This window comes from Burkholderia sp. Bp8984, assembly GCF_003853755.1.
Lineage (GTDB): Bacteria > Pseudomonadota > Gammaproteobacteria > Burkholderiales > Burkholderiaceae > Burkholderia.
Genome location: NZ_QTQN01000020.1, coordinates 123135 through 145242 on the forward strand (window position 1 = coordinate 123135; position 22108 = coordinate 145242).

Annotated in this window: 20 protein-coding genes; 10 read left to right on the plus strand and 10 right to left on the minus strand. The window is 69.3% G+C overall.

The features are described from left to right. Positions 1-8: 8 nt before the first annotated feature. The 3 genes from DID98_RS20980 to DID98_RS20990 are packed head-to-tail and all read right to left on the minus strand — an operon-like array spanning position 9 to position 3022. Positions 9-944: an MlaD family protein gene (locus DID98_RS20980; protein WP_044846761.1), complete on the minus strand. Its 936-nt coding sequence runs from the start codon at positions 942-944 to the stop codon at positions 9-11. A gap of 27 nt (positions 945-971) precedes the next feature. Further along, positions 972-1901, minus strand: coding sequence for an ABC transporter ATP-binding protein (locus DID98_RS20985; protein WP_124571349.1), 930 nt, complete (start codon positions 1899-1901; stop codon positions 972-974). Further along, positions 1898-3022: an ABC transporter permease gene (locus DID98_RS20990; RefSeq protein WP_044846763.1), complete on the minus strand. Its 1125-nt coding sequence runs from the start codon at positions 3020-3022 to the stop codon at positions 1898-1900. Before DID98_RS20990 ends, DID98_RS20985 begins: the two co-directional genes overlap by 4 nt. A 331-nt stretch (positions 3023-3353) precedes the next feature. Between DID98_RS20990 and DID98_RS20995 the strand changes: the two genes are divergently transcribed. Further along, on the plus strand, positions 3354-5423 hold the full coding sequence (locus tag DID98_RS20995) for a bifunctional 2',3'-cyclic-nucleotide 2'-phosphodiesterase/3'-nucleotidase (protein ID WP_124486561.1): 2070 nt from the start codon (positions 3354-3356) through the stop codon (positions 5421-5423). A 14-nt stretch (positions 5424-5437) separates the two neighbouring features. Further along, positions 5438-6283 carry a tetratricopeptide repeat protein gene (locus DID98_RS21000; protein ID WP_124571350.1) on the plus strand — a complete coding sequence of 282 codons (846 nt, stop codon included), beginning with the start codon at positions 5438-5440 and terminating at the stop codon, positions 6281-6283. Positions 6284-6326: 43 nt separating this feature from the next. Here DID98_RS21000 and DID98_RS21005 read toward each other — a convergent pair whose 3' ends face one another. Then, positions 6327-6836, minus strand: coding sequence for a hypothetical protein (locus DID98_RS21005; protein ID WP_044846766.1), 510 nt, complete (start codon positions 6834-6836; stop codon positions 6327-6329). Positions 6837-7404: 568 nt separating this feature from the next. Here DID98_RS21005 and DID98_RS21010 point away from each other — a divergent pair. The 3 genes from DID98_RS21010 (at position 7405) to DID98_RS21020 (ending at position 9602) form a co-directional block, all read left to right on the plus strand. After that, the gene (locus DID98_RS21010) at positions 7405-8325 is read left to right on the plus strand and encodes a biotin--[acetyl-CoA-carboxylase] ligase (protein ID WP_124520671.1); all 921 of its coding nucleotides are present in this window, start codon (positions 7405-7407) and stop codon (positions 8323-8325) included. After that, positions 8322-9110 (plus strand): type III pantothenate kinase, encoded by a 789-nt coding sequence (locus tag DID98_RS21015; protein WP_124486564.1) that lies wholly within the window; start codon positions 8322-8324, stop codon positions 9108-9110. The genes DID98_RS21010 and DID98_RS21015 overlap by 4 nt, the downstream gene beginning before the upstream one ends. 249 nt (positions 9111-9359) lie before the next feature. Next, positions 9360-9602: a hypothetical protein gene (locus DID98_RS21020; RefSeq protein WP_124571358.1), complete on the plus strand. Its 243-nt coding sequence runs from the start codon at positions 9360-9362 to the stop codon at positions 9600-9602. Positions 9603-9618: 16 nt separating this feature from the next. Here DID98_RS21020 and rfaE2 read toward each other — a convergent pair whose 3' ends face one another. From rfaE2 to DID98_RS21055, 6 genes are all read right to left on the minus strand, one after another. Continuing rightward, positions 9619-10104, minus strand: coding sequence for a D-glycero-beta-D-manno-heptose 1-phosphate adenylyltransferase (rfaE2, locus tag DID98_RS21025; RefSeq protein WP_060110665.1), 486 nt, complete (start codon positions 10102-10104; stop codon positions 9619-9621). Between the two features lie 162 nt (positions 10105-10266). Next, positions 10267-11145, minus strand: a complete 879-nt coding sequence (locus DID98_RS21030) for a ferritin (protein WP_059451551.1) — start codon at positions 11143-11145, stop codon at positions 10267-10269. 486 nt (positions 11146-11631) lie between these two features. Next, positions 11632-12858 (minus strand): patatin-like phospholipase family protein, encoded by a 1227-nt coding sequence (locus DID98_RS21040; protein WP_044846772.1) that lies wholly within the window; start codon positions 12856-12858, stop codon positions 11632-11634. Between the two features lie 24 nt (positions 12859-12882). Beyond that, the gene (locus DID98_RS21045; RefSeq protein ID WP_124571351.1) at positions 12883-13632 is read right to left on the minus strand and encodes a PhaM family polyhydroxyalkanoate granule multifunctional regulatory protein; all 750 of its coding nucleotides are present in this window, start codon (positions 13630-13632) and stop codon (positions 12883-12885) included. Between the two features lie 79 nt (positions 13633-13711). Further along, positions 13712-14539, minus strand: a complete 828-nt coding sequence (locus DID98_RS21050) for an enoyl-CoA hydratase/isomerase family protein (protein WP_124571352.1) — start codon at positions 14537-14539, stop codon at positions 13712-13714. 130 nt (positions 14540-14669) lie between these two features. Next, complete coding sequence (locus DID98_RS21055) at positions 14670-15662, minus strand: fumarylacetoacetate hydrolase family protein (protein ID WP_059465886.1); 993 nt, start codon at positions 15660-15662, stop codon at positions 14670-14672. Between the two features lie 127 nt (positions 15663-15789). Between DID98_RS21055 and DID98_RS21060 the strand changes: the two genes are divergently transcribed. The 5 genes from DID98_RS21060 to DID98_RS21085 form a co-directional block, all read left to right on the plus strand. Next, positions 15790-16665 (plus strand): IclR family transcriptional regulator, encoded by an 876-nt coding sequence (locus DID98_RS21060; RefSeq protein WP_124571353.1) that lies wholly within the window; start codon positions 15790-15792, stop codon positions 16663-16665. 146 nt (positions 16666-16811) lie between these two features. Further along, positions 16812-18095, plus strand: a complete 1284-nt coding sequence (locus DID98_RS21065) for a DUF3108 domain-containing protein (RefSeq protein WP_124571354.1) — start codon at positions 16812-16814, stop codon at positions 18093-18095. 243 nt (positions 18096-18338) lie between these two features. Beyond that, complete coding sequence (locus DID98_RS21075) at positions 18339-18596, plus strand: DUF3567 domain-containing protein (protein WP_006477667.1); 258 nt, start codon at positions 18339-18341, stop codon at positions 18594-18596. A gap of 319 nt (positions 18597-18915) precedes the next feature. Then, positions 18916-19983: a homocysteine S-methyltransferase family protein gene (locus DID98_RS21080; protein WP_044846194.1), complete on the plus strand. Its 1068-nt coding sequence runs from the start codon at positions 18916-18918 to the stop codon at positions 19981-19983. Positions 19984-20029: 46 nt separating this feature from the next. Further along, the coding region (locus tag DID98_RS21085; RefSeq protein WP_185640883.1) for a dihydropteroate synthase at positions 20030-22108 on the plus strand (2079 nt) is incomplete at its 3' end.

The window sequence follows — 22108 nt, forward strand, 5'->3', positions numbered from 1 at the left end:
GATGCGCTTCATTTCCCGGCCGCGGCACCCGCCCCCGGCCAGACGAAGCCCGCCTCGCCGGGCCCGGGCGCGGAGCCGGGCGAGCCGAACAACAGACTGCGCGGGTTGCGGCCGAGTTCACCGGCGACGTCCTTCAATTGCCGCGACGCATCGCCGACGCTGCCGGCCAGCGCGTTGAAACGCGGCAGCGTGTCGTACTGGACCCGCGCGTTCAGGTCGTTCAGCGCGACGCCGACCTGCTCGGCAGCCGAGCCGGCCTTGTTCAGGTTCGACACGAGCGGCCCGTTCGGCTGCAGCAGCGTGTTCGCCGACGCCATCGCGCGATCGACCTGGTGCATCGTCTCCGGCAGCGCGGCCACCGCCGGCGCGAGCTGCTTCGACAGCGTCGCCGCGCCGTCCGCCGCGTGCTGCAGGCTTTCGGCCGTCGCGCGCAGCTGCTCGCGCATCTCCGGCGACATCAGCGCGTTCGCGCTTTTCGCCGCCAGCTCGAGCTGCCGCAGCAGCACGTCGCCGCGCTCCTGGATCTGGTCGAACAGGCTCGGCCGCATCGGGATCTGCGCGATCGCCTTCGGCGACGACGGCAGCGGCGCCAGGTCGCGCCCCGTATCCTCGAGCTGCACGAACGCGATGCCCGTCACGCCCTGGAAGCCGAGGCTGCCGTAGGTCGACTGCGTGATCGGCGCGTCGCGATCGACGAGGATCCGGATCCGGATCTGGCCCGGATGCGCGCGATCGAAGCCGATCGACTGCACCTTGCCGACGTCGAGGCCGCGAAAACGCACGGCCGCATCGGGGAACAGGCCCGTCACGTTGGTGCGCGCGAGCAGGTCGTACGGCACGCGCACGGTACGGTCGACGTTGAACCAGAACACGGTGCCCGCGATCGCGAGCGTCAGCGCGATCGTGAACAGGCCGGCCCAGAACGCATGTGATTTGTTTTCCATTCGCGGGTTCCTTGCTTCTTGCCTTGCTTACAGATCGACGCTCGACGGCGCCGGTTCGAGGGCCGCCTGCGGCAGCTTCGCGCGCCGCTCGGGCGGCAGCGCCTGCAGTGCGCGGCGCCCGCGCAGCCCCAGGAAATATTCGTGGATGAACGGATGGTCGACGTTCGCGGCCTCCTCGACGGGGGCCGCGACCAGCACCTTGCGGTCGGCCAGCACCGCGACGCGCGTCGACAGCGCGACCATCGTGTCGAGATCGTGCGTCACCATCACGACCGTCAGCCCGAGCGTGCGGTGCAGCGTCGCGATCAGCTCGACGAATTCGTCGGACGCCTGCGGGTCGAGGCCGGCGGTCGGCTCGTCGAGGAACAGCAGTTCCGGCTCGAGCGCGATCGCGCGCGCGATGCCGACCCGCTTCACCATCCCGCCCGACAGCGCGGCCGGCATCTTCGACGCGTGCTTGCACGGCAGCCCGACCATCTCGAGCTTCAGCATCACGATGTCGTGCAGCAGGTCGGGCGGCACGCGGCCGAGCTCGCGCAACGGCTGCGCGACGTTGTCGAACACCGTCATCGACGAAAACAGCGCGCCCTGCTGGAACAGCATCCCCGAGCGCGTGCGCATCATCCGCGCGGTCGCGTCGTCGATCTTCGACGTGTCCTCGCCGAACACCTTGATCGTGCCCGACGTCGGCCGCTCGAGGCCGAGGATCTGCCGCACCAGCGTCGTCTTGCCCGAGCCCGAGCCGCCGACGATCGCCACGATCTCGCCGCGCCGCACGTCGAAATCGAGCTTCTGGTGAATGATGTTGCGCCCGTAGCGCTTCGTCAGGTTGCGCACCTCGATCACGAGGTCGTCGCCGGGCACGGCGGCGCCCGGCGGCGTGCCGACCGAGCCTGCGCCGATTGCCGCGGCATGCGCGCTGGCGGCACCGGCCGCCGGTTCGTTCGACGCGTTCATCCGAGCCCCACGTTCTGGAACAGGATCGCGAACACCGCGTCGGCGAGGATCACGACCGTGATCGACGAGACGACCGAGGTCGTCGTCCCTTCGCCGAGGCTCTGCGAGTTCGCCTTGATCCGGAAACCGAAATGACAGGCGACCAGCGCGATCAGCATGCCGAACACGACACCCTTGCCGATGCCGATGTACAGGTTCGCGATCGGCACGACGCCCGGCAGCGAGCGCACGAAATAGTTGACGTCGATGCCGAGCACCAGCTTCGCGGCGAGCGCGCCGCCGGTGAGCGCGATGATGTTGGTCCACATCACGAGCAGCGGCATCGCGACGCCGAGCGCGAGCACGCGCGGCAGGATCAGCCGCAACCCGTGCGGGATGCCCATCACGCGCATCGCGTCGAGCTCCTCGGTCACGCGCATCACGCCGATCTGCGCGGTGATCGCCGAGCCCGAGCGGCCCGCGACGAGGATCGCCGACAGCACGGGCCCCAGCTCGCGGATCACCGACAGCCCGAGGATGTTCACGATGTAGCGGTTCGCGCCGAACATCTGCAGCTGCTGCGCGGACAGGTAGCTCAGCACGATGCCGATCAGGAACGCGACCAGCGCGGTGATCGGCAGCGCCTGGGCGCCGGCGCTGTAGATGTTCGCCGAGGTTTCCTTCCACGGCATCGTCTGTGGGCGGCGCAGCACCGACAGCGCATCGAGGATCACGAGGCCGAACATCGCGATGCCGCCCTGCAGGTGTTCGGCGAACGCGAAGATCGCCTGGCCGAGGCGCGTGACGGGATCGAACCGCACGACGCGCTCGGGCGCCTCGCGCTGGCTGTCGAGGCGTTCGATCCGCTCGAAGATCGTGCGCTGCGTGGCGGACAGCTCGACGCCGGCCGGCAGCTTGCGGCCCCACACGCGCCACAGCGCCTGGCCGCCGACGTGGTCGAGTCGCTCGATGCCGGACAGATCCCATTCGTTCACGCGCCCGGACGCGATGCCCGCGATGCGGCGCGCGACCGCGCCGCGGTTGCGCGCAAGCGCGAGTGCGGTCCATTGGCCGTACAGGCGCACCGTCTGACCCTGGCCGCCGGCGTCGACCGACAGGCCGGGAGGAGTCTCGAAGTCCAAGGGCGGATTGTTTGCAAAAGGATGACAGCGGCCATTGTAGCGAACCGCCCGGCGCCGCGACGTGAGGATTGCCGTCGGGGCGCGCGGCCGGGAGCGCGTGGCGGGGCACGCGTGGCCGGCGCGTCGGGCCGCGGGCATCCAGTTGCGGGTGCCCGGCCCGCCACGGCGCACCGTTCGCCGCCGGACCGGCATGCCGGGCGCGACCTTTCATTCTTCCGTCACGTTTCCTTTCGATACTCTCACGCGCCGCACATCAGGCCGTCGGCGCCCGCGCCGCCATCTCGCGGCGCGCCTCGCGATTCATAGAACAGAACACCGAACAGGACAATCGATGCGTCTCCCCCCGCTTTCCCGCCGCCGCGCGACCGCCGCCGCCGCGCTCGCCAGCCTCGCCTTCGCCCTCGCCGGTTGCGGCGGCGACGACGTCACCGCTCCGCCGTCGTCGCAGACGCAGGCCCAGGCGCCCGCCGGCACGACCGCCACGCTCGCGCTGCTCGAAACGACCGACCTGCACACCAACGTGCTGTCGTACGACTATTTCAAGCTCGCCGCCGACAAGTCGCTCGGTTTCGAGCGCGTGTCGACGCTGATCGCGCAGGCGCGCGCGCAGTACCCGAACACGCTGCTGCTCGACAACGGCGACACGATCCAGGGCACCGCGCTGTCGGACTACCAGGCGCTCGTGAACCCGATCGGCTGCGACCAGACGCTCGCGATCTACAAGGTGATGAACGCCGCGAAGTTCGACGGCGGCGGGATCGGCAACCATGAGTTCAACTACGGGCTGCCGTACCTGTCGCAGGTGACCGGCAACACGTTCGACGTCGACGGGCTGCCGGCCCCCGCACAGCAGAAGAAGTGCGCGGGCCCGAACTTCCCGCAGGTGCTCGCGAACGTGATCAGCGCGAGGACCAACGCGCCGCTGTTCACGCCGTACACGATCCTCACCCGCACGGTGACGGCCGTCACGCCCGACGGCAAGACCGTCAGCGCGCCGGTGAAGATCGGCATCATCGGCTTCACGCCGCCCGCGATCATGAGCTGGGACAAGCGCTGGCTCGACGGCAAGGTCTACACGACCGGCCTGAAGGAAGCGGCCGAGAAGTACGTTCCGGAGATGCGCGCGAAGGGCGCCGACCTCGTCGTCGCGATCTCGCACGGCGGCCTCGACAACACCGCGTACTCGCCGACGATGGAGAACGGCAGCTGGTGGCTGTCGAAGGTGCCCGGCATCGACGCGATGCTGATCGGCCACTCGCACCAGGTGTTCCCGGACGCGAACAGCACCGTCGCGCAGTTCAACCTGCCGGGCGTCGACAAGGCGAAGGGCACCGTCAACGGCGTGCCGACCGTGATGGCCAACTACTGGGGCAAGCATCTCGGCGTGATCAAGCTCGGTCTTGAGTTCGACGGCAAGACGTGGACCGTCGACAAGTCGCAGACGACCGTCGAGGCGCGGCCGATCCAGAACGCGGACAAGAGCTACGTCGCCGCCGATCCGTCGGTGTCCGCCGCGATCGCCGCCGAGCACCAGGCGACGATCGACTACGTGAAGACGCCGATCGGCTCGACCGACTACCGGATGAACTCGTACTTCGCCGACGTCGGCGATCCGGGCGCGATCCAGATCGTCAACGAGGCGCAGGCCGACTACGTGAAGACCTACGTGCAGGCGAACCTGCCGCAATACGCGTCGCTGCCGGTGCTGTCGGTCAGCGCGCCGTTCAAGAGCGGCTTCGGCGGCGGCAGCGACTACACCGACGTCGCGCCCGGCGCGCTCGCGATCAACAACGCGGCCGACCTGTACCTGTATCCGAACACCGTGTACGCGGTGAAGGTGAGCGGCAGCGACGTGAAGAACTGGCTCGAGACGGCCGCGAAACGCTTCAACACGATCGACCCGACCCAGGCGACCGTGCAGCCGCTCGTCAGCAGCTTCCCCGGCTACAACTTCGACATGTTCACGTCCGCCGATCTCGCGTACGAGATCGACGTCACGCAGCCGGTCGGCAGCCGCATCAGGAACCTGACGTACAAGGGCGCGCCGATCGACCCGAACGCGCAGTTCATCGTCGCGACCAACAACTACCGCGCGAGCGGCGGCGGCAACTTCCCGGGCCTCGACGGCAGCAAGACGATCTTCGCGTCGCCCGACGCGAACCGCGACGTGCTGATCGCATTCATCAAGAAACGCGGCGCGATCACGCGCGCGGCCGACGGCGCGCAGCGCAGCTGGCGCTTCACGAAGCTCGCGAGCTCGGTCGCGCACGTGCGGTTCACGTCCGCGCCGAACCGGCTCGGCGACGCGGCGGCTGCCGGCCTGAGCGGCCTCACGCAGGTTGCGGCCGACGACGGCTCGGGCAAGAACCTCGCCGTCTACGAGATCGACCTCACGCAATGACCATGAGACCCGCGATGCAACCGATCCGGACGATGCGGCCGGCCGAGGCCGGCTTCGCCGCCGCCGCGCGGCGCGTGCTGCGCGCGAAACTCCCGCCGGCCGCGTTGCTCGCGGCGGCGGCCGTGACCGTCGCGGCCGTGGTCGCCGCGACCGGCTGGCGCGCCGCCGGCCCCGCCCCGAGCGCCGCGCAGCTCGACGAATGGCAGGCGATGGTCGCGCAGGCCGTCGAGCCGCACGCGCTCGCGCAGTTGCGCGCCCTCGCGCGCCGCGGTTCGGGCGACGCGCAGGCGGCGCTCGGCATCGCGCTCGTCGATGCGCGCGAGCCGGGGCTGCGCGACGAGGGACGCGGCTGGCTGGAAACCGCCGCGCAGGCGGACACGAAAGCCGGCACGCACGCCGCACGGCGCGCGCGGCTCGCACTCGGCAAGGCATTGCTGCTGGGCAGCGGCGACATCCCGAAGGACTATGTGCGCGCCCGCGCGCTGCTCGGCGAAGCGGCCGGACAGGGCGATCCGGCCGCCGCGTATTACCTCGGGCTGATCTATCGCAGCGGCTACGGCACCGCCGCGGACGCCGTGCAGGCCGCGCACTGGTTCGAGCTCGCGTCGCGCGCGGACCTCCCGGCCGCGGACTTCATGCTCGCGAACGCGTACCGCGAAGGCAGCGGCGTGCCGCGCGACGAAGCGCGCGCGCTCGCGCTGTATCGCCGGGCGGCGGAACACGAGCTGCCGGAAGCCGTGCAGACGCTCGCGATGGCGTATCGCAACGGCGAGCTGGGGCTCAAGCCCGACGCGGACGAATTCCACGCGCAGTGGATCGAAACCGCGCATGCGCTGAAGCACCCGGTCATCGCGCCGTGATGCGCGCGAGCCGCCTGGCCGGGTGCCGTCGCGGCATCCGGCGTCAGGCGGCGCCGCTCCGCGCGGGTCGTTCCAGGCGCATGTACGAGTCGGACACGATCAGTCCGAAGACGATGTGATCGAGCGCGCTCACCCAGCCTCGCGCGTCGGCGAACCACGGAAACAACTGCGTCATCCCGTAGTAGTTGACGACGTACAGCAGCACGCCGAACACGGCCCCCGCCACGCTGGCCATCCCGATGCTCGAATCCAGGCTGAAACACGCAATGATCACGGCCAGGACCAGCGCAAATACGATCGACAACGCGAAGTGCACGCCCAGCGCGGCCAGCAGCGTCCCCACTTCGACCGTGGCCGACGGCGCGAGCGCGTCATCGCCGAAGTAGATGGCCGCGATCATGCGCAGCGGCGCCCACGCGTCGTGTCCGATGATTGCCGCCGCGACGACCTGGACGACGAGGAAAACCGCACCGGCCACGCACCCGCCGATCACGGCGGCTCGCCACACCGGAATGCGGCGCACGTAATGGTGCGAATGCATGTGGAGTTGCATGGCCACCTCCTTGAAAACGGTCGGCCGCCGCATCAGCGCCGGTGCCTATGCTACGTACCCGCTCGCACCGCCGACCATGCCGACTCGAGCGAGTTCATCAGCCGGCGACAGGCACACGTCGTCGGGAGCCCGGCGGCATCGGCGATCCGGCGCGTCCTGCGGTGAAGGCGCGCGAACAGGCTGGACGGGCTCGAACCCGAATGAAGCGGGTTCATCGCCATTTCCGTCGATGCGGCAACGACGAGGACGCGCCGGCGCGCGCCGATTCGTCTGCGTTACTGCCGGCAACACCGTCGAACGCGCCGCCAGAGCGGATACTTCGAACGTAGTCGTGCCGGTCTCCAAATTCAAGATGCCGGCCGGCGGCGGTACGCGACTGTGCCGGGTTCGGCAGGCGAAAGCGGCAACAGGCCCGCGGTCAAGCAGGACACCGACCGCGAGCATTCGCGCGTCCGTGCAAGCCGAGCCTGAAAAACAGGTAGCCGCGCCGGATGCGCGGCCATCATCGTCGATATTGCTGCCGGTGCTTCCACGCGCCCCTTGCGCCCCTGTCGCTACAATAGCCACCATGAACGCCCCCACCTCCTCCGACACGCCCGATTCCGGCGACGCGCACATCGCGCGCAACCGGCTCGAGGCGCACCTGGATGCCGCGCCGCGCGCGTGGCCGCTCGACATCGTTGCCGCCACCGGCTCGACCAACGCCGACGTCGCGACGCGCCTCAAGGCGCTGCCGCGCGCCGCGAACGCGCTGCCCGCGCCGCTCGTGCGCGTCGCGTTCGAGCAGACGGCCGGCCGCGGCCGGCAAGGCCGCCCGTGGTTCGCGCAGCCCGGCAACGCGCTGCTGTGCTCGGTCGGCTGCATCGTGCCGCGCCCCGTGGACGCGCTCGGCGGCCTCAGCATCGCGATCGGCGTCGCGCTCGCGGAAGGGCTCGCCGCGCTGCCGCTCGACGCCCGCACGCGCGTCGCGCTGAAATGGCCGAACGACCTGCTGCTGACGGTCACCGACGACGGCACGCCGCGCATCGTCGGCAAGCTCGCCGGGATCCTGATCGAAACCGTCTGGACCACCGCCGACGCGACCGCCGTCGTGATCGGCTTCGGCATCAACGTGCGCGGCGCGGAAGCCGTCGCCGCGCAGGTCGACGCGCTGCGCGCGCGCGAAGCGACGCTCGCGAGCGGGCTGCCGCCGGCCGCGCTGTCGGCCGCGTGCGCATCGGCCAACCTCACCGATACGCTCGCCGCCGCGCTGAACGCGCTCACCCCCGCCCTCGCGCAGTTCGGCACCGACGGGCTCGCGCCGTTCCTGCCGCGCTGGCACGCGCTGCACGCATACGCGGGGCGCGAAGTCGTGCTGCTCGAACAGGGTGTCGAACGCGCGCGCGGCATCGCGACCGGCATCGACGCGACCGGCCAGTTGCTGCTCGACACGCCCGATGGCGTGCGGGCGATCGCGGCCGGCGACGTATCGCTGCGCGAAGCGCAATGAACGAACCGCATCTGCTGATCGACGCCGGCAACAGCCGGATCAAGTGGGCGCTCGCCGACGCGCAGCGCACGCTCGTCGACACCGGCGCGTTCGGCCATACGCGCGACGGCGGCGCCGACCCCGACTGGTCGGCCGTGCCGCGTCCGCGCGGCGCATGGATCTCGAACGTCGCGGGTGCCGACGTGGCCGCCCGGCTCGACGCGCTGCTCGACGCCCGTTGGCCCGGCCTGCCGCGCACGACGATCCGCTCGCGGCCCGCGCAATGCGGCGTGACGAACGGCTATACGACGCCCGAACAGCTCGGCAGCGATCGCTGGGCCGGTTTGATCGGCGCGCATGCGGCGTTTCCGGGCGAGCATCTGCTGATCGCGACGTTCGGCACGGCGACGACGCTCGAAGCGCTGCGTGCGGACGGTCGTTTCACCGGCGGGCTGATCGCGCCGGGCTGGGCGTTGATGATGCGCGCGCTCGGCACGCACACCGCGCAATTGCCGACGCTGACCACCGACATCGCGAGCGGGCTGCTCGCGGGTGCGCAGGCCGAGCCGTTCCAGGTCGATACGCCGCGCTCGCTGTCGGCCGGTTGCCTGTACGCGCAGGCGGGGCTGATCGAACGCGCGTGGCGCGATCTCGCCGATGCGTGGCAGGCCCCCGTGCGGCTCGTGCTGGCAGGCGGTGCGGCCGACGACGTCGCGCGTGCGCTGACGCTGCCGCATACGCGGCACGATGCGCTGATCCTGTCCGGGCTTGCGCTGATCGCCGTGGAAGCGGCGGCGCAGGATTGACGTAAAACCGGCCGGCATCGCGCCGGCCGCATCGACGGATGCCCGGCTGCGGGCTTCGTCGCGGTGACGATGGAAAAACGGGCGCCGGTGCCTGGCGCCCCTGCGGAGAGCCCGGCCGCATGCGGCCCCGGCCGACGCGAACGATCGCCGGCGACGACGACGCCCGCCGTGCGACCGTCCCGACTGAACGACTGAACGACTGAACGACTGAACGACTGAACGACTGAACGACGACGGGGAGTGTCGACGATGCTGCGCTGGCTGATCGCTGTTCTCTTTCTCGCGAACCTGCTCGCGTTCGTCGCCGTGCGCGGCGTGTTCGGGCCGCTGCCGGCGGCCGGTCCGCGCGAACCGGGCGTGCTGTCCCGGCAGGTGCGGCCCGAGGCGCTGCATGCGATGCCGCTCGCGCAGGCGGCCGATCAGCCCGTGATCGGCGGCCCGATCGGCGCGCCGGCCGTTACGGCCGAGCCGTTCGCGGCATCCGCGCCCTGACGGCGCGGCACCCGCATCAGGACTGCTGCGCGCGCACCTTCTTCAGCAGCGCGGTGGTCGAGCGGTCGTGCTCGAACGGAATCGCGAGCGCCCGCCCGCCCCAGCCGCGCACGATCGCCGATTCCGGCAGCGCGTCCATGTCGTAGTCGCCGCCCTTCACGAGAATGTCCGGACGGACGGCCTCGATCAGCGACACCGGCGTCTTCTCCTCGAACTTCACGACCCAGTCGACGCTTTCCAGCGCCGCGAGCAGCGCCATGCGGTCGTCCTCGCGGTTGATCGGCCGGTCGTCGCCCTTGCCGAGCATGCGCACCGACGCATCGCTGTTCACGCCGACGATCAGGCATGCGCCGAGCGCCTTCGCATCGGCGAGATAGGTGACGTGGCCACGGTGCAGGATGTCGAACACGCCGTTCGTGAACACGACGGGCGAAGGCAGCGAAGCGCGCAGCGCAACCAGGGCGTCACGGGTGATCAGCTTGCGTTCGAAGGTAGCGGACATGATGGATTTCGGATGGCGTGAGCGGCGCGCGGTGCACGTCGCGACGGAACACGGCGGCGCCAGATAAAAAGCCCGCCGGATCGCCGGGCGGGCTTCATGCGGGAATACGGGGCGGCGAGCGCGGCCGGCGGCGCTTCACGCCGGCTGCGACGCCGCGCGGCCTCAGGCCGGTTGCGCGGCCGACGACGGGCCGCTTTCGGACTGCAGGCGGCCGGTGACTTCCTTGCGATAGCGGTTCAGTTCCTGCGCGGTCGCGAAGGTGCGCTCGAACAGGATCGACAGGTTGTGCAGGATCCGCTCGACGACCTTCTTTTCCCACTCGCCGTCGAAACGGATCTGCTCGTCGAGCCAGCGCTCGAGCCATTCCGGATCGGGCAGGCGCGACTGCACGGTGTCGCGCGGGAACAGCGCCTGGTTCACGTGCAGGTTGGTCGGGTGCAGCGGCTTCTCGGTGCGGCGCGCCGACGCCATCAGCACGCCGATCTTCGCGAACGCCGCGCGCGCGACGTCGCCGCAGTTGTTCAGCGCCTTCTTCATGTAGCGCAGGTAAGCGCCGCCGTGGCGCGCTTCATCGCGCGAGATCGTTTCGTAGATGTGCTTGATGACCGGCTCGGTGTGCCAGTCGGCCGCGCAGCGATACCAGTGGTTCAGGCGGATCTCGCCGCAGAAGTGCAGCATCAGCGTCTCGAGCGGCGGCGCCGGGTCGAACTCGAAGCGCACCGCGTGCAGTTCCTCTTCGGTCGGCACCATTTCCGGCCGGAAGCGGCGCAGGTATTCCATCAGCACGAGCGAATGCTTCTGCTCCTCGAAGAACCACACGCTCATGAACGCTGAGAAGTCGCTGTCGTGCTGGTTGTCGCGCAGGAACATTTCCGTCGCGGGCAGCGCCGACCATTCGGTGATCGCGTTCATCTTGATCGTCTTCGCCTGCTCGTCGGTGAGCAGCGAAGCGTCGAACTTGTCCCACGGAATGTCCTTCTCCATGTCCCAGCGGACAGCTTCGAGCGACCTGTAAAGTTCCGGATAAAGCATGGTGTTCATGATGGTCCCACCCCTGTTCTGCGCAATGCGACTTCTCTAAACGTGACTGTTGCCGCGCGGGCGCGCGAACGCGCTTTTTGCAGCCAAGACTCTAATTTTACGCGTGAATCCAGCCCCCGGACGCAGATTCCGCGTTCGGCAGCCGGGCGGCCGCGTAGCCGCCTTGAAGCACGCCGCGACCCCGCTCCGCTCGAACGGAACCGACCGCGCGTGCCTGATGTGGGGGCCGGCGCAGGCCGGCTCGGTGGCGAGCCCGCCCGGCGCCACGCGGTCCCCGGACGGGTTCCCGTGCGACCGCCGGACCGGCGGGCTGCTCGATATGGTGTATACGGCGGCGGCCATGATAGCACGCACACATGACGGTTCCGAGACGCGGAACCGGTCGCGGGCCGCCAACGGCGGTGCGGCGATCGGTCGCAGGCCCCGTCGCGAAAACGCAACCGAAATGTAAGCTGAGTCGCTTTCGGGCCTGCCCGGGCCTGTCGGTCAGACCCGTATTTCGCCTGTCGCGAGACCGCCTTCGGGCGGCGTGCCGGCCGCCGGCGCGCTGCCGCCGTCGGCCCGGGCGATCCAGTCCGCCAGCGTGTCGCGCTGCGCGCGTCCGTCGCGGTAGCCGAGTTCGATCAGCTCGCGCGTGAACGCCTCCTCGAACAACAGGTAGCTCGCGAACGACGCGCCGGCGGGCTGGCTGCCGCCGATCGCGCCGAGCAGCCCGCGCATCGTCGCCGGCATCTGCTTCAGGTGTTTCGCGGCGATCAGCTCGATGCGCTCGGACGGCGCGATCGCGAGCACGTCGACGTGCCGCCAGCCGCTGTCGACTTCGACCTGGTGCGGCAAATGCTCGATCATCCGGTTGATGTGCTCGATCCGCTCGATGTCCGAGCCGATCGAGTCGAGAAACACGCTCGCGAGCACCTGCTGGCCGATCTGCGCGGGCGTCGGGTAACCGCGCACCAGCCCCGAGCCGTTCGCGGCGGGAATTTCGGGCCGCGGATCGGCCGCGCCGACGACGACGATCCGGTCCGCGCCGAAGTGGATCGCCGGCGACAGCGGCGCGACCTGGCGGATCGACCCGTCGCCGAAGTATTCGATCTGGCCGTCGAGCACGAGCGGCACGGCCGGGAACACGAACGGAATGGCCGACGACGCGAGCAGGTGCGACGCCGACAGATCGACGAGCCGTGCGGTGCGCTGCGCGCGCCGCCATGCCTGGATCGGCTCGGCGGCCTGGTAGAAGGTCAGGTGCCGGCCGCTCGAATAGCTGAGCGCCGTCACCGACAGCGCATGCAGCAGGCGGGCCTCGAGCATCTGCTCGATCCGGTGGAAGCTCAGCTCGCGCTGCAGCAGGTGCGCGAGCGGCGCGTTGTCGAGCAGCCCGCGCGGCGAGCGGCGCGCCGCCCAGCCGAAGGTCATCGTCGCGAGCCAGCGTGCGCCCGCCGCGGCGATGCCGAGCCAGTCGGTGCGATACACGTAGTCCGCGCGCAGCGGCTCCCAGAATTCGAGCAGGCGCCGCACGCCGTGCGAAAAGTCGTCAGCATGGCTTGCGATCGACGTCGCATTGATCGCGCCGGCCGATGACCCGCAGACCACCGTGAACGGCACCGTCTGCCGGTTCGGATCGGCCTCGCGCGCGATTTCGGCCAGCGCCTTCAGCACGCCGACCTGATAGGCGGCGCGTGCGCCGCCTCCCATCAGCACGAGCGCGAGCCGCATGATCGACCTGCTATCCGGTTCGCGTCACGTCGAGCGCTTCGGCGGACGCGTTTCGGGCGACGAAGCGGCTGCCGCGCGCGCCGCGGCCGAATCGGCCGGCTTCGCGCGCTTCGCGGCCGGCTTGCGCGGCGCGGCGGCCGCGGCCGGCGCGGGCTGTGCCGCCCGCGCGGCCGGTGCGGCCTGCTCGGGCGGTGCTGCGTCGTCCGGTGCCGCGGGCTGCGCCCCCGGCTGCGTCATCGCGAGGCTCGCGAGCTGGTTGAACTGCGCCTGCAGCAGATTCCACCAGCCGGCCGGATCGAACGCCTGTTGCGCGGCGTCGCCAGCCGGCGGCGCGTCCGCGGCGGCGTCCGGCGCTTGCTGAGCGTCGGCGCGCGGCGCGGACGCCGCTTGCGCGGCCGCAACCGCGGCCTCCTCGGCCGCCGACATCGAGCTTTGCGCGAACGCGCCGAACGCGCGCAGCGTCGCGAGCGTCGCGCGCTGCACCTCGAGTGCCTGGATCGCGGACTGCAGCATCCCGAGATTGAGCTTGAGCCATTGCTCGACCGCACGCAGATCGGTGATCCGCTTGTCGAGTTCCTCGACTCGCGTGAGCGGCGCCATCATGTCGGACATGCTCGACAGCGAAGGCGGCAGCCCCGACGCGGTGCCGGGAAACGACGCCATCCCGCCGAACGGCGTCATCCGCATCATGTCCCACATCCGGTCGAGCATGTCGGCAGGCTTGAAACCGGCAAAGCCGGCGAAAGGATTGGAGCCGGGGGCATCGGTCGTCATACGGGCGTCCTGGTTGACTGGGGGAGCGAAGCGGCCGGCACGGATCGAGCGGCCGCCTTTGGTTCGATCATAACGCGCGTCAGAACGGTGCGTCGCCGGGGAAGTCGGGCGGGCGCCGCTCGCGCAGCGAGCGGATGCCTTCCTGCACGTCGGGCCCGGAGAAGCCCATGAATTCGAGTGCGAGCGACGTATCGAACGTCGGCCCGGCGCTGCGCAGCCAGTTGTTCAGCGCGTACTTGGTCCAGCGGATCGCCGACTGCGATCCGTGCGCGAGCCGCTCCGCGACTTCGTACGCCTTCGGCAGCAGGTCGGCCGGCTCGACCGCGAGCGACACGAGGCCGATCCGCTCGGCCTCCTCGCCGCTCACCGGTTCGCACAGCAGCAGGTAGTACTTCGCCTTCGCCATCCCGCACAACAGCGGCCACACGATCGCCGCGTGATCGCCGGCCGCGACGCCGAGCCGCGTATGGCCGTCGATGATGCGCGCGTCCCTCGCGGCGATCGAGATGTCGGCGAGCAGTCCGGCGACGAGCCCCGCGCCGACGGCCGGGCCGTGCATCGCGGACACGATCGGCTTGCTGCAGTTGATCACGTTGTAGACGAGGTCGCGCGCCTCGCGCCACACACGCGCGCGCACGTCGAAGTCGTTCGCCATCGCCTCGACGAGCGCAAGATCGCCGCCCGCCGAAAAGCCCTTGCCCTCGCCGCGGATCACCGCGACGCGCGTGTCGGGATCGCGGTCGACGTCGCGCCAGATGTCGGCGAGCTCGCGATGCATGCGCTCGTTCGCAGTCGCGAGGCCGCTGCGGTTCGCGCCCTCGCCGCTCATCACGATGTCGAGCACGCCGTGATCGCGGCGTGTCACCTTCAGTGCTTCGTAACCGCCGTATGCGGCGAGATCGGCCATGCGCAGCTCCGGGGTTCTCGAGACGCCTGAAGCGCCTGAATCGAGTGTAGCCAAGCCCGCGCGGGCAAACATCAGGCGAAACCCGGCGCGCGGGCCGGGACCGGGTTTCGCGTCGACTGGCGCGTTTGCGTCAGGCCGCGCCGTCGGGCGGCGCGACCGCCTGCTCGATCGCGCCGAAGATCGACTTGCCGGCCGCGTCGAACATCTCGATGCGCACGGTGTCGCCGTAGCGCATGAATTCGGTCTGCGGCGCGCCGTGCTCGATCGTCTCGAGGCAGCGCTTCTCGGCGATGCAGCAGTAGCCGCGCTTCGCGTCCTTGTTCGACACCGTGCCCGAGCCGACGATCGAGCCGGCACGCAGGTTACGCGTCTTCGCCGCGTGCGCGATCAACTGGCCGAAGTGGAACACCATGTCGGTGCCCGCGTCGGGCTGGCCAACCTTCCTGCCGTTCCAGTGGACGATCATCGGCCGGTGCACGCGGCCTTCGCGCCATTCGTCGCCGAGCTCGTCGAGCGTCACCGCGACCGGTGCGAACGCGGTGGCCGGCTTGCTCTGGAAGAAGCCGAAGCCCTTCGCGAGCTCGGCCGGAATCAGGTTGCGCAGCGACACGTCGTTCACGAGCGTGACGAGCCGCACGGCCTTCAGCGCGTCGTCCGGCGACGCGCTCATCGGCACGTCGCCGGTGATCACCGCGACTTCGGCCTCGAAGTCGATGCCCCATTCCTCGGACGGACACACGATGTCGTCGCGCGCGCCGAGGAAATCGTCGCTGCCGCCCTGGTACATCAGCGGATCGGTCCAGAACTCCGGCGGCATCTCGGCGCCGCGCGCGCGACGCACGAGCTCGACGTGGTTCACGTACGCGGAGCCGTCGGCCCACTGGAACGCGCGCGGCAGCGGCGCCATGCAGTTCGCCGGATCGAACGCGAATGCGTTGCGTGCGCGGCCGTGGTTCAGCGCGTCGTAAAGGTCGCGCAGTTGCGGCGCGTAGAACGCCCAGTCGTCGAGGACGCGCTGCAGCGTCGGTGCGATCGCATCGGCGATCGCCGCGGTGTGCAGGTCGCGCGACACGACGATCAGCTGGCCGTCGCGCGTGCCGTCCTTCAGCGATGCAAGTTTCATGGGGTATCTGCCGTTTTAGTGACGATGGAGGGAATCTATTTTACGATGGTGAATCCGTGCGGCGCGCCACGATCGTGCGCGCCGTTTTCGTCCCGACCCTTGCCGCCTTGTCGCGCCCCCGTTGCCCATGCCTGCCAACACGCTTCCCGACGACGATCCCGCCGATTCCGACACCGACGACACCGGCGCCGGCGAACACGGTGAAGGCGGCGAGAAGCTCCGTTCCGGCATCCAGTCGATCGAGGTCGGCTTCCGCCTGCTCGATGTGCTCACGAGCGAGCCGCGCGCGATGATGCTGCGCGACCTCGCGCAGCGCGCGGGCATGAGCCCGGCGAAGGCGCACCGCTACCTGGTCAGCTTCTCGCGGCTCGGCGTCGTGTCGCAGGATCCCGTGTCGGGCCGCTACGAGCTCGGCGGCTTCGCGCTGCAAATGGGGCTCGCGCGGCTCGCGCGCGTCGACGGCGTGAAGCTCGCGCGGATCGCGCTGACGGAGCTGCGCGACCGCGTCGACCAGACGGTCGGCATCGCGGTGTGGGGCAACCAGGGGCCGACGATCGTGCACTGGATGGAATCTAGCCATCCCGCGAAGGCGTCGCTGAAGCTCGGCGACGTGATGCCGCTGCTCGGCTCCGCGACGGGCCTGCTGTTCGCCGCGTACCTGCCGCGCAGCAAGACCGCGGCGATGCTCGAACGCGAGCTCGCCGACACGCGCCGCTCGCCGCATCACGGCGGCCCGCGCACGCTCGACGAGGTCGAGGCGGTGCTCGCCGACGTGCGTGCGCATCAGGCCGCGCGCGTCGAAGGGATGCTGCTGCCGACGATCCATGCGTTCTGCATGCCGGTGTTCGACGCGGTCGGCGAACTCGCGCTCGCGATCGTCGCGCTCGGCCAGGAAGGCATGTTCGACATCGCGTGGGGCGGCGAAATCGACACCGCGCTGCGTGCCTGCGCGCAGAAACTGTCCTACGAACTCGGCTATAGTCCGGACGCGCGCGACGCCTGACACGCCTGACACGCCTGACACGCCGGGCGCGCTACACACGTGCGACACCCGCGCGATGTACCGCGAACGCGCGGCGCATCCGGCGGTCCGACGGCTGTGACGCGCGCTGCGCGCCGCGACCGCCCCAACCCTGTACCGTTTCGCCGATGCCGCCTGCCGACACCCGTCCTCGTCACGCCCCGCCCCGCCGCTGGCTGCGCGTGGGCATCGCGCTCGTGGTCGTGCTGGTGCTGCACGCGCTTGCGGCCTTGTGGCTGACGCGCAGCCGCGACGCGTTCACGCCGCCCGCGCCCGCCGCGATACCGGTGCAGATCGAATTGCTGAAGCCGCAACCGATCGAGCGCCAGCCTGCACCCAAGCCGGCCGAACATCCGATAGAACATCCGGCCGAGCAGGCGCCGGCGAAACCGGCTCCCGCCACGCCGAAGCCTGCACCGAAGCCCGCGCCGTCGCCCGAGCCGGTCCTCACGTCGACGCAGACGGCCGAGCACGGCGAGCCGCCGCCGGCCGCCGCCTCCGCCGCGAGCGGCACGACAGGCGCATCCGGCGCGCACGCGGCATCGTCCGGCGATGCCGCCGGTGGCGCCAGTGCCGCGACGCCGGGCTCCGCGACGAGCGGCGTGAAGTTCGCGGCGCCGCCGCCCGGCGACCTGCAGTACGACACGTTCTACAACGGGATGCAGAACATGATCGGCACGATCCACTGGCGCACCGACGGGCGCACCTACGATCTGTCGGTGTCGATGCCGGTGCCGTTCGTCGGCCCGTTCTCCTACCACAGCGAAGGCCGCATCGACGCATTCGGCGTCGCGCCCGACCGCTATGTCGAGAAGCGCGGCAAGCGGCCCGAGGACATCGCGATCTTCAACCGCGAGATCCGCCAGGTGGTCTTCACGCGCACGCCGAACAACGCGCCGCTGCCCGACGGCGTGCAGGATCGCTTCAGCATGCTGATGCAGCTGTCGGGGCTCGTGCGCGGCAATCCGGCCACGTACAAGCCGGGCGTCACGCAACAGTTCTTCGTGATCGACAACAACAGCGGCGAGACCTGGCCGATCACGGTGATCGGCGACGAGGACGTGCAGACGCAGGCCGGCATCATCCGGGCACGCCATTTCATGCGGCTGCCACGCCGCGACGGCGACACGCGCCGCATCGACATGTGGCTCGCGCCGTCGCTCGACTGGCTGCCCGCGAGGCTCGTACAATCGGAACCGAACGGTTCGCAGATCGAGCTGCTGTGGCACGGCCGGCTCGCCCCGCCGGATGCACCGACCGCCGGCGCGACGCAAGGCGCAACGAAGGAAGGCGCAACCAACGCGCCTGCCAGCACACCGGCCGCGGAGCCGGCACAACCCGCCCCGCAGCCGGTCGTGCAACCGCCCGCATCCGCGGCTGCATCGCCCGTCTCGGCGCCGTCCGCGCCGTGAGATCGACCAATCGGCAATTTCGACCGATTAAAGGACTCGCCGAAATGGCCGATGACACTCTTTAACAACTATTTCAGTCCACGGGATCACAATAAGAAACGTTTGATAGACATTGGTTTCTAACCGATACACCCCACGCAAACGGGAGAACGGGGTGTGCAGCGCAAGCCCCTTGAAACCGGCACAGCCCGCCCCACCTACGGGACAACAAGGCCAGATGCCACTGCGAAGAGGAGTGCCGCCATGCAAATGATCTACAACAGCCCCAACTACTGCGTCGTCGAATTTGCGCCGCAGGCCGGCCACCATCTGATGAATGCCGGCGGATACGAAATCGTCGACAAGAACGCCCAGCGCGAGATCTTCATCGACGGCGAGCTCGCCGAACGATTCCGCGCACACGTGAAGCAGCTGATCGAGGATGAACCGTCGCTCGACGAAGTGGACGAATTCCTCGGACAGTTCGACAGCCTGATGATGATGCCCGTCGTCCTGCACTGACGACCCGCGGCCCGGCGCATCGCCGGGCCATTCGCCGCACTGAAGCGGCGCCGCGAGCACTCCGATCCAAGCCCCCGTCCGGTTCGCCGGGCGGGGGTTTTCGTTTGATGCGGCCGGTGCGCGACCCGCATACGGGTACGCACGTTCATTGCGCGCAGACCGCACGCACGCAGGCATCGGGCCCGCACCGTTGCCTGCACCACGACCGTGCGCGCCACCCGCATGCCGCGCCGGCCGGCTGCGCGCCGCGCGAGGCCGGGCGGCGCCCCGGCGCACCGGCTACAATGACGGTTTTCCCGTCTTCGCCGGTCTCTCGCCCATGTCTGCGACTCCTCTCGCCGCTTCCGCCCCGCTCGACGCGCCCTACACGCGTGGCGCCGCACTGCCCGCGCTGCTGAAATCGCGCATCCTGATCCTCGACGGCGCGATGGGCACGATGATCCAGCGCTACAAGCTCGACGAGGCCGCGTATCGCGGCGAGCGCTTCAAGGATTTCCCGCGCGACATCAAGGGCAACAACGAACTGCTGTCGCTCACGCAGCCGCAGATCATCAGCGAGATCCACGACCAGTACTTCGCGGCCGGCGCGGACATCGTCGAAACCAACACCTTCGGCGCGACGACGGTCGCTCAGGCCGACTACGGGATGGAAGACCTCGTCGTCGAGATGAACGTCGAATCGGCGCGGCTCGCGCGCGAATCGGCGGCCCGCTACGCGACGCCCGACAAACCGCGCTTCGTCGCGGGCGCGATCGGGCCGACGCCGAAGACGGCGAGCATCTCGCCGGACGTCAACGACCCGGGCGCGCGCAACGTCACGTTCGACGAGCTGCGCGACGCGTATTACCAGCAGGCGAAGGCGCTGCTCGACGGCGGCGTCGACCTGTTCCTCGTCGAGACGATCTTCGACACGCTGAACGCGAAGGCCGCCCTCTTCGCGCTCGACGAACTGTTCGAAGACACCGGCGAGCGCCTGCCGATCATGATCTCGGGCACCGTCACCGACGCATCTGGCCGCATCCTGTCGGGCCAGACGGTCGAGGCGTTCTGGAATTCGCTGCGCCACGCGAAGCCGCTCACGTTCGGCCTGAACTGCGCGCTCGGCGCGGCGCTGATGCGCCCGTACATCGCCGAGCTCGCGAAGCTGTGCGACACCTACGTGTCGTGCTACCCGAACGCGGGCCTGCCGAACCCGATGAGCGACACCGGCTTCGACGAGACGCCGGACGTCACGTCGGGCCTCCTGAAGGAATTCGCGCAGGCCGGGCTCGTGAATCTCGCGGGCGGCTGCTGCGGCACGACGCCCGAGCACATCGCCGAGATCGCGAAGGCGCTCGCCGACGTGAAACCGCGCCGCTGGCCGAGCCAGTACAGCGACGCCGCCTGACCGACCGCATCAACGCCCGCCCTACCTCATACGAATTCGCACCGCCATGACCGATCACATGATGCGCCTTGCCGGCCTCGAGCCGTTCAACGTCACGTCCGGAACGCTCTTCATCAACGTCGGTGAACGCACCAACGTCACCGGCTCGAAGGCATTCGCGCGGATGATCCTCAACGGCCAGTTCGACGAGGCGCTCGCGGTGGCGCGCCAGCAGGTCGAGAACGGCGCGCAGGTGATCGACATCAACATGGACGAGGCGATGCTCGATTCGAAGGCGGCGATGGTGCGCTTCCTGAACCTGATCGCGTCCGAGCCGGACATCGCGCGCGTGCCGATCATGATCGACTCGTCGAAGTGGGAAGTCATCGAAGCCGGCCTCAAGTGCGTGCAGGGCAAGGCGATCGTGAACTCGATCTCGCTGAAGGAAGGCGAGGACGCGTTCCGCCGCCACGCGAACCTGATCCGCCGCTACGGCGCGGCCGCGGTCGTGATGGCATTCGACGAGACGGGCCAGGCCGATACCTACGCACGCAAGACCGAGATCTGCAAGCGCTCGTACGACTTCCTCGTGAACGAAGTCGGCTTCCCGCCGGAAGACATCATCTTCGACCCGAACATCTTCGCGGTCGCGACCGGCATCGAGGAGCACAACAACTACGCGGTCGACTTCATCGAGGCGACCCGCTGGATCAAGCAGAACCTGCCGTACGCGAAGGTGAGCGGCGGCGTGTCGAACGTGTCGTTCTCGTTCCGCGGCAACGACCCGGTGCGCGAGGCGATCCACACCGTGTTCCTGTACCACGCGATCCAGGCGGGCATGGACATGGGCATCGTGAACGCAGGCCAGCTCGGCGTGTACGCCGATCTCGACCCGGAGCTGCGCGAGCGCGTCGAGGACGTGATCCTGAACCGCCGCGACGATTCGACCGACCGACTGCTCGAGATCGCCGACAAGTTCAAGGCGGGCGGCGCGAAGAAGGAAGAGAACCTCGAGTGGCGCAACCAGCCGGTCGAGAAGCGGCTTTCGCATGCGCTCGTGCACGGCATCACGAACTTCATCGTCGAGGATACCGAGGAAGTCCGCGCGAAGATCGCCGCGGCCGGCGGACGCCCGATCAACGTGATCGAAGGCCCGCTGATGGACGGGATGAACATCGTCGGCGACCTGTTCGGCCAGGGCAAGATGTTCCTGCCGCAGGTCGTGAAGTCGGCGCGTGTGATGAAGCAGGCCGTCGCGCACCTGATCCCGTTCATCGAGGAAGAAAAGCGGCTGCTCGCGGAAGCGGGCGGCGACGTGCGCGCGAAGGGCAAGATCGTCATCGCGACCGTGAAGGGCGACGTGCACGACATCGGCAAGAACATCGTGTCGGTCGTGCTCCAGTGCAACAACTTCGAAGTGGTCAACATGGGCGTGATGGTCCCGTGCAACGAGATCCTCGCGAAGGCGAAGGTCGAGGGCGCGGACATCATCGGGCTGTCGGGCCTCATCACGCCGAGCCTCGAGGAAATGGCGTACGTCGCGTCCGAAATGCAGCGCGACGACTACTTCCGCGTGAAGAAGATCCCGCTGCTGATCGGCGGCGCGACGACCTCGCGCGTGCACACGGCCGTGAAGATCGCGCCGCACTACGAAGGCCCGGTCGTCTACGTGCCGGACGCGTCGCGCTCGGTGTCGGTCGCGTCGAACCTGCTGTCGGACGAAGGGGCGGCGAAGTACCTCGACGAACTGAAGTCCGATTACGACCGGATCCGCGACCAGCACGCGAACCGCAAGGCGCAGCCGATGGTCACGCTCGAGCAGGCGCGCGCGAACAAGACGAAGATCGACTGGGCGGGCTACCAGCCCGTGAAGCCGAAGTTCATCGGCCGCCGCGTGTTCAAGAATTACGACCTGAACGAACTCGCGAACTACATCGACTGGGGCCCGTTCTTCCAGACCTGGGATCTCGCGGGCCCGTACCCGGCGATCCTGAACGACGAGATCGTCGGCGAATCGGCGCGGCGGGTGTTCTCCGACGCGAAGTCGATGCTCGCGCGCCTGATCCAGGGCCGCTGGCTGACCGCGAACGGCGTGATCTCGCTGCTGCCGGCGAACACGGTCAACGACGACGACATCGAGATCTAC

Excerpts from the sequence above, each read along its gene's own strand:
- DID98_RS20985 (WP_124571349.1), bottom strand. The coding sequence starts at position 1,901 with ATGAACGCGTCGAACGAACCGGCGGCCGGTGCCGCCAGCGCGCATGCC.
- DID98_RS21015 (WP_124486564.1), top strand. The coding sequence starts at position 8,322 with ATGAACGAACCGCATCTGCTGATCGACGCCGGCAACAGCCGGATCAAG.
- DID98_RS21050 (WP_124571352.1), bottom strand. The coding sequence starts at position 14,539 with ATGGCCGATCTCGCCGCATACGGCGGTTACGAAGCACTGAAGGTGACA.
- DID98_RS21010 (WP_124520671.1), top strand. The coding sequence starts at position 7,405 with ATGAACGCCCCCACCTCCTCCGACACGCCCGATTCCGGCGACGCGCAC.
- DID98_RS21045 (WP_124571351.1), bottom strand. The coding sequence starts at position 13,632 with ATGACGACCGATGCCCCCGGCTCCAATCCTTTCGCCGGCTTTGCCGGT.
- DID98_RS21060 (WP_124571353.1), top strand. The coding sequence starts at position 15,790 with ATGCCTGCCAACACGCTTCCCGACGACGATCCCGCCGATTCCGACACC.
- DID98_RS20980 (WP_044846761.1), bottom strand. The coding sequence starts at position 944 with ATGGAAAACAAATCACATGCGTTCTGGGCCGGCCTGTTCACGATCGCG.
- DID98_RS21055 (WP_059465886.1), bottom strand. The coding sequence starts at position 15,662 with ATGAAACTTGCATCGCTGAAGGACGGCACGCGCGACGGCCAGCTGATC.
- DID98_RS21065 (WP_124571354.1), top strand. The coding sequence starts at position 16,812 with ATGCCGCCTGCCGACACCCGTCCTCGTCACGCCCCGCCCCGCCGCTGG.
- DID98_RS21075 (WP_006477667.1), top strand. The coding sequence starts at position 18,339 with ATGCAAATGATCTACAACAGCCCCAACTACTGCGTCGTCGAATTTGCG.
- DID98_RS21080 (WP_044846194.1), top strand. The coding sequence starts at position 18,916 with ATGTCTGCGACTCCTCTCGCCGCTTCCGCCCCGCTCGACGCGCCCTAC.
- DID98_RS21005 (WP_044846766.1), bottom strand. The coding sequence starts at position 6,836 with ATGCAACTCCACATGCATTCGCACCATTACGTGCGCCGCATTCCGGTG.
- rfaE2 (WP_060110665.1), bottom strand. The coding sequence starts at position 10,104 with ATGTCCGCTACCTTCGAACGCAAGCTGATCACCCGTGACGCCCTGGTT.
- DID98_RS20995 (WP_124486561.1), top strand. The coding sequence starts at position 3,354 with ATGCGTCTCCCCCCGCTTTCCCGCCGCCGCGCGACCGCCGCCGCCGCG.
- DID98_RS21040 (WP_044846772.1), bottom strand. The coding sequence starts at position 12,858 with ATGCGGCTCGCGCTCGTGCTGATGGGAGGCGGCGCACGCGCCGCCTAT.
- DID98_RS21000 (WP_124571350.1), top strand. The coding sequence starts at position 5,438 with ATGCAACCGATCCGGACGATGCGGCCGGCCGAGGCCGGCTTCGCCGCC.
- DID98_RS21030 (WP_059451551.1), bottom strand. The coding sequence starts at position 11,145 with ATGAACACCATGCTTTATCCGGAACTTTACAGGTCGCTCGAAGCTGTC.
- DID98_RS21020 (WP_124571358.1), top strand. The coding sequence starts at position 9,360 with ATGCTGCGCTGGCTGATCGCTGTTCTCTTTCTCGCGAACCTGCTCGCG.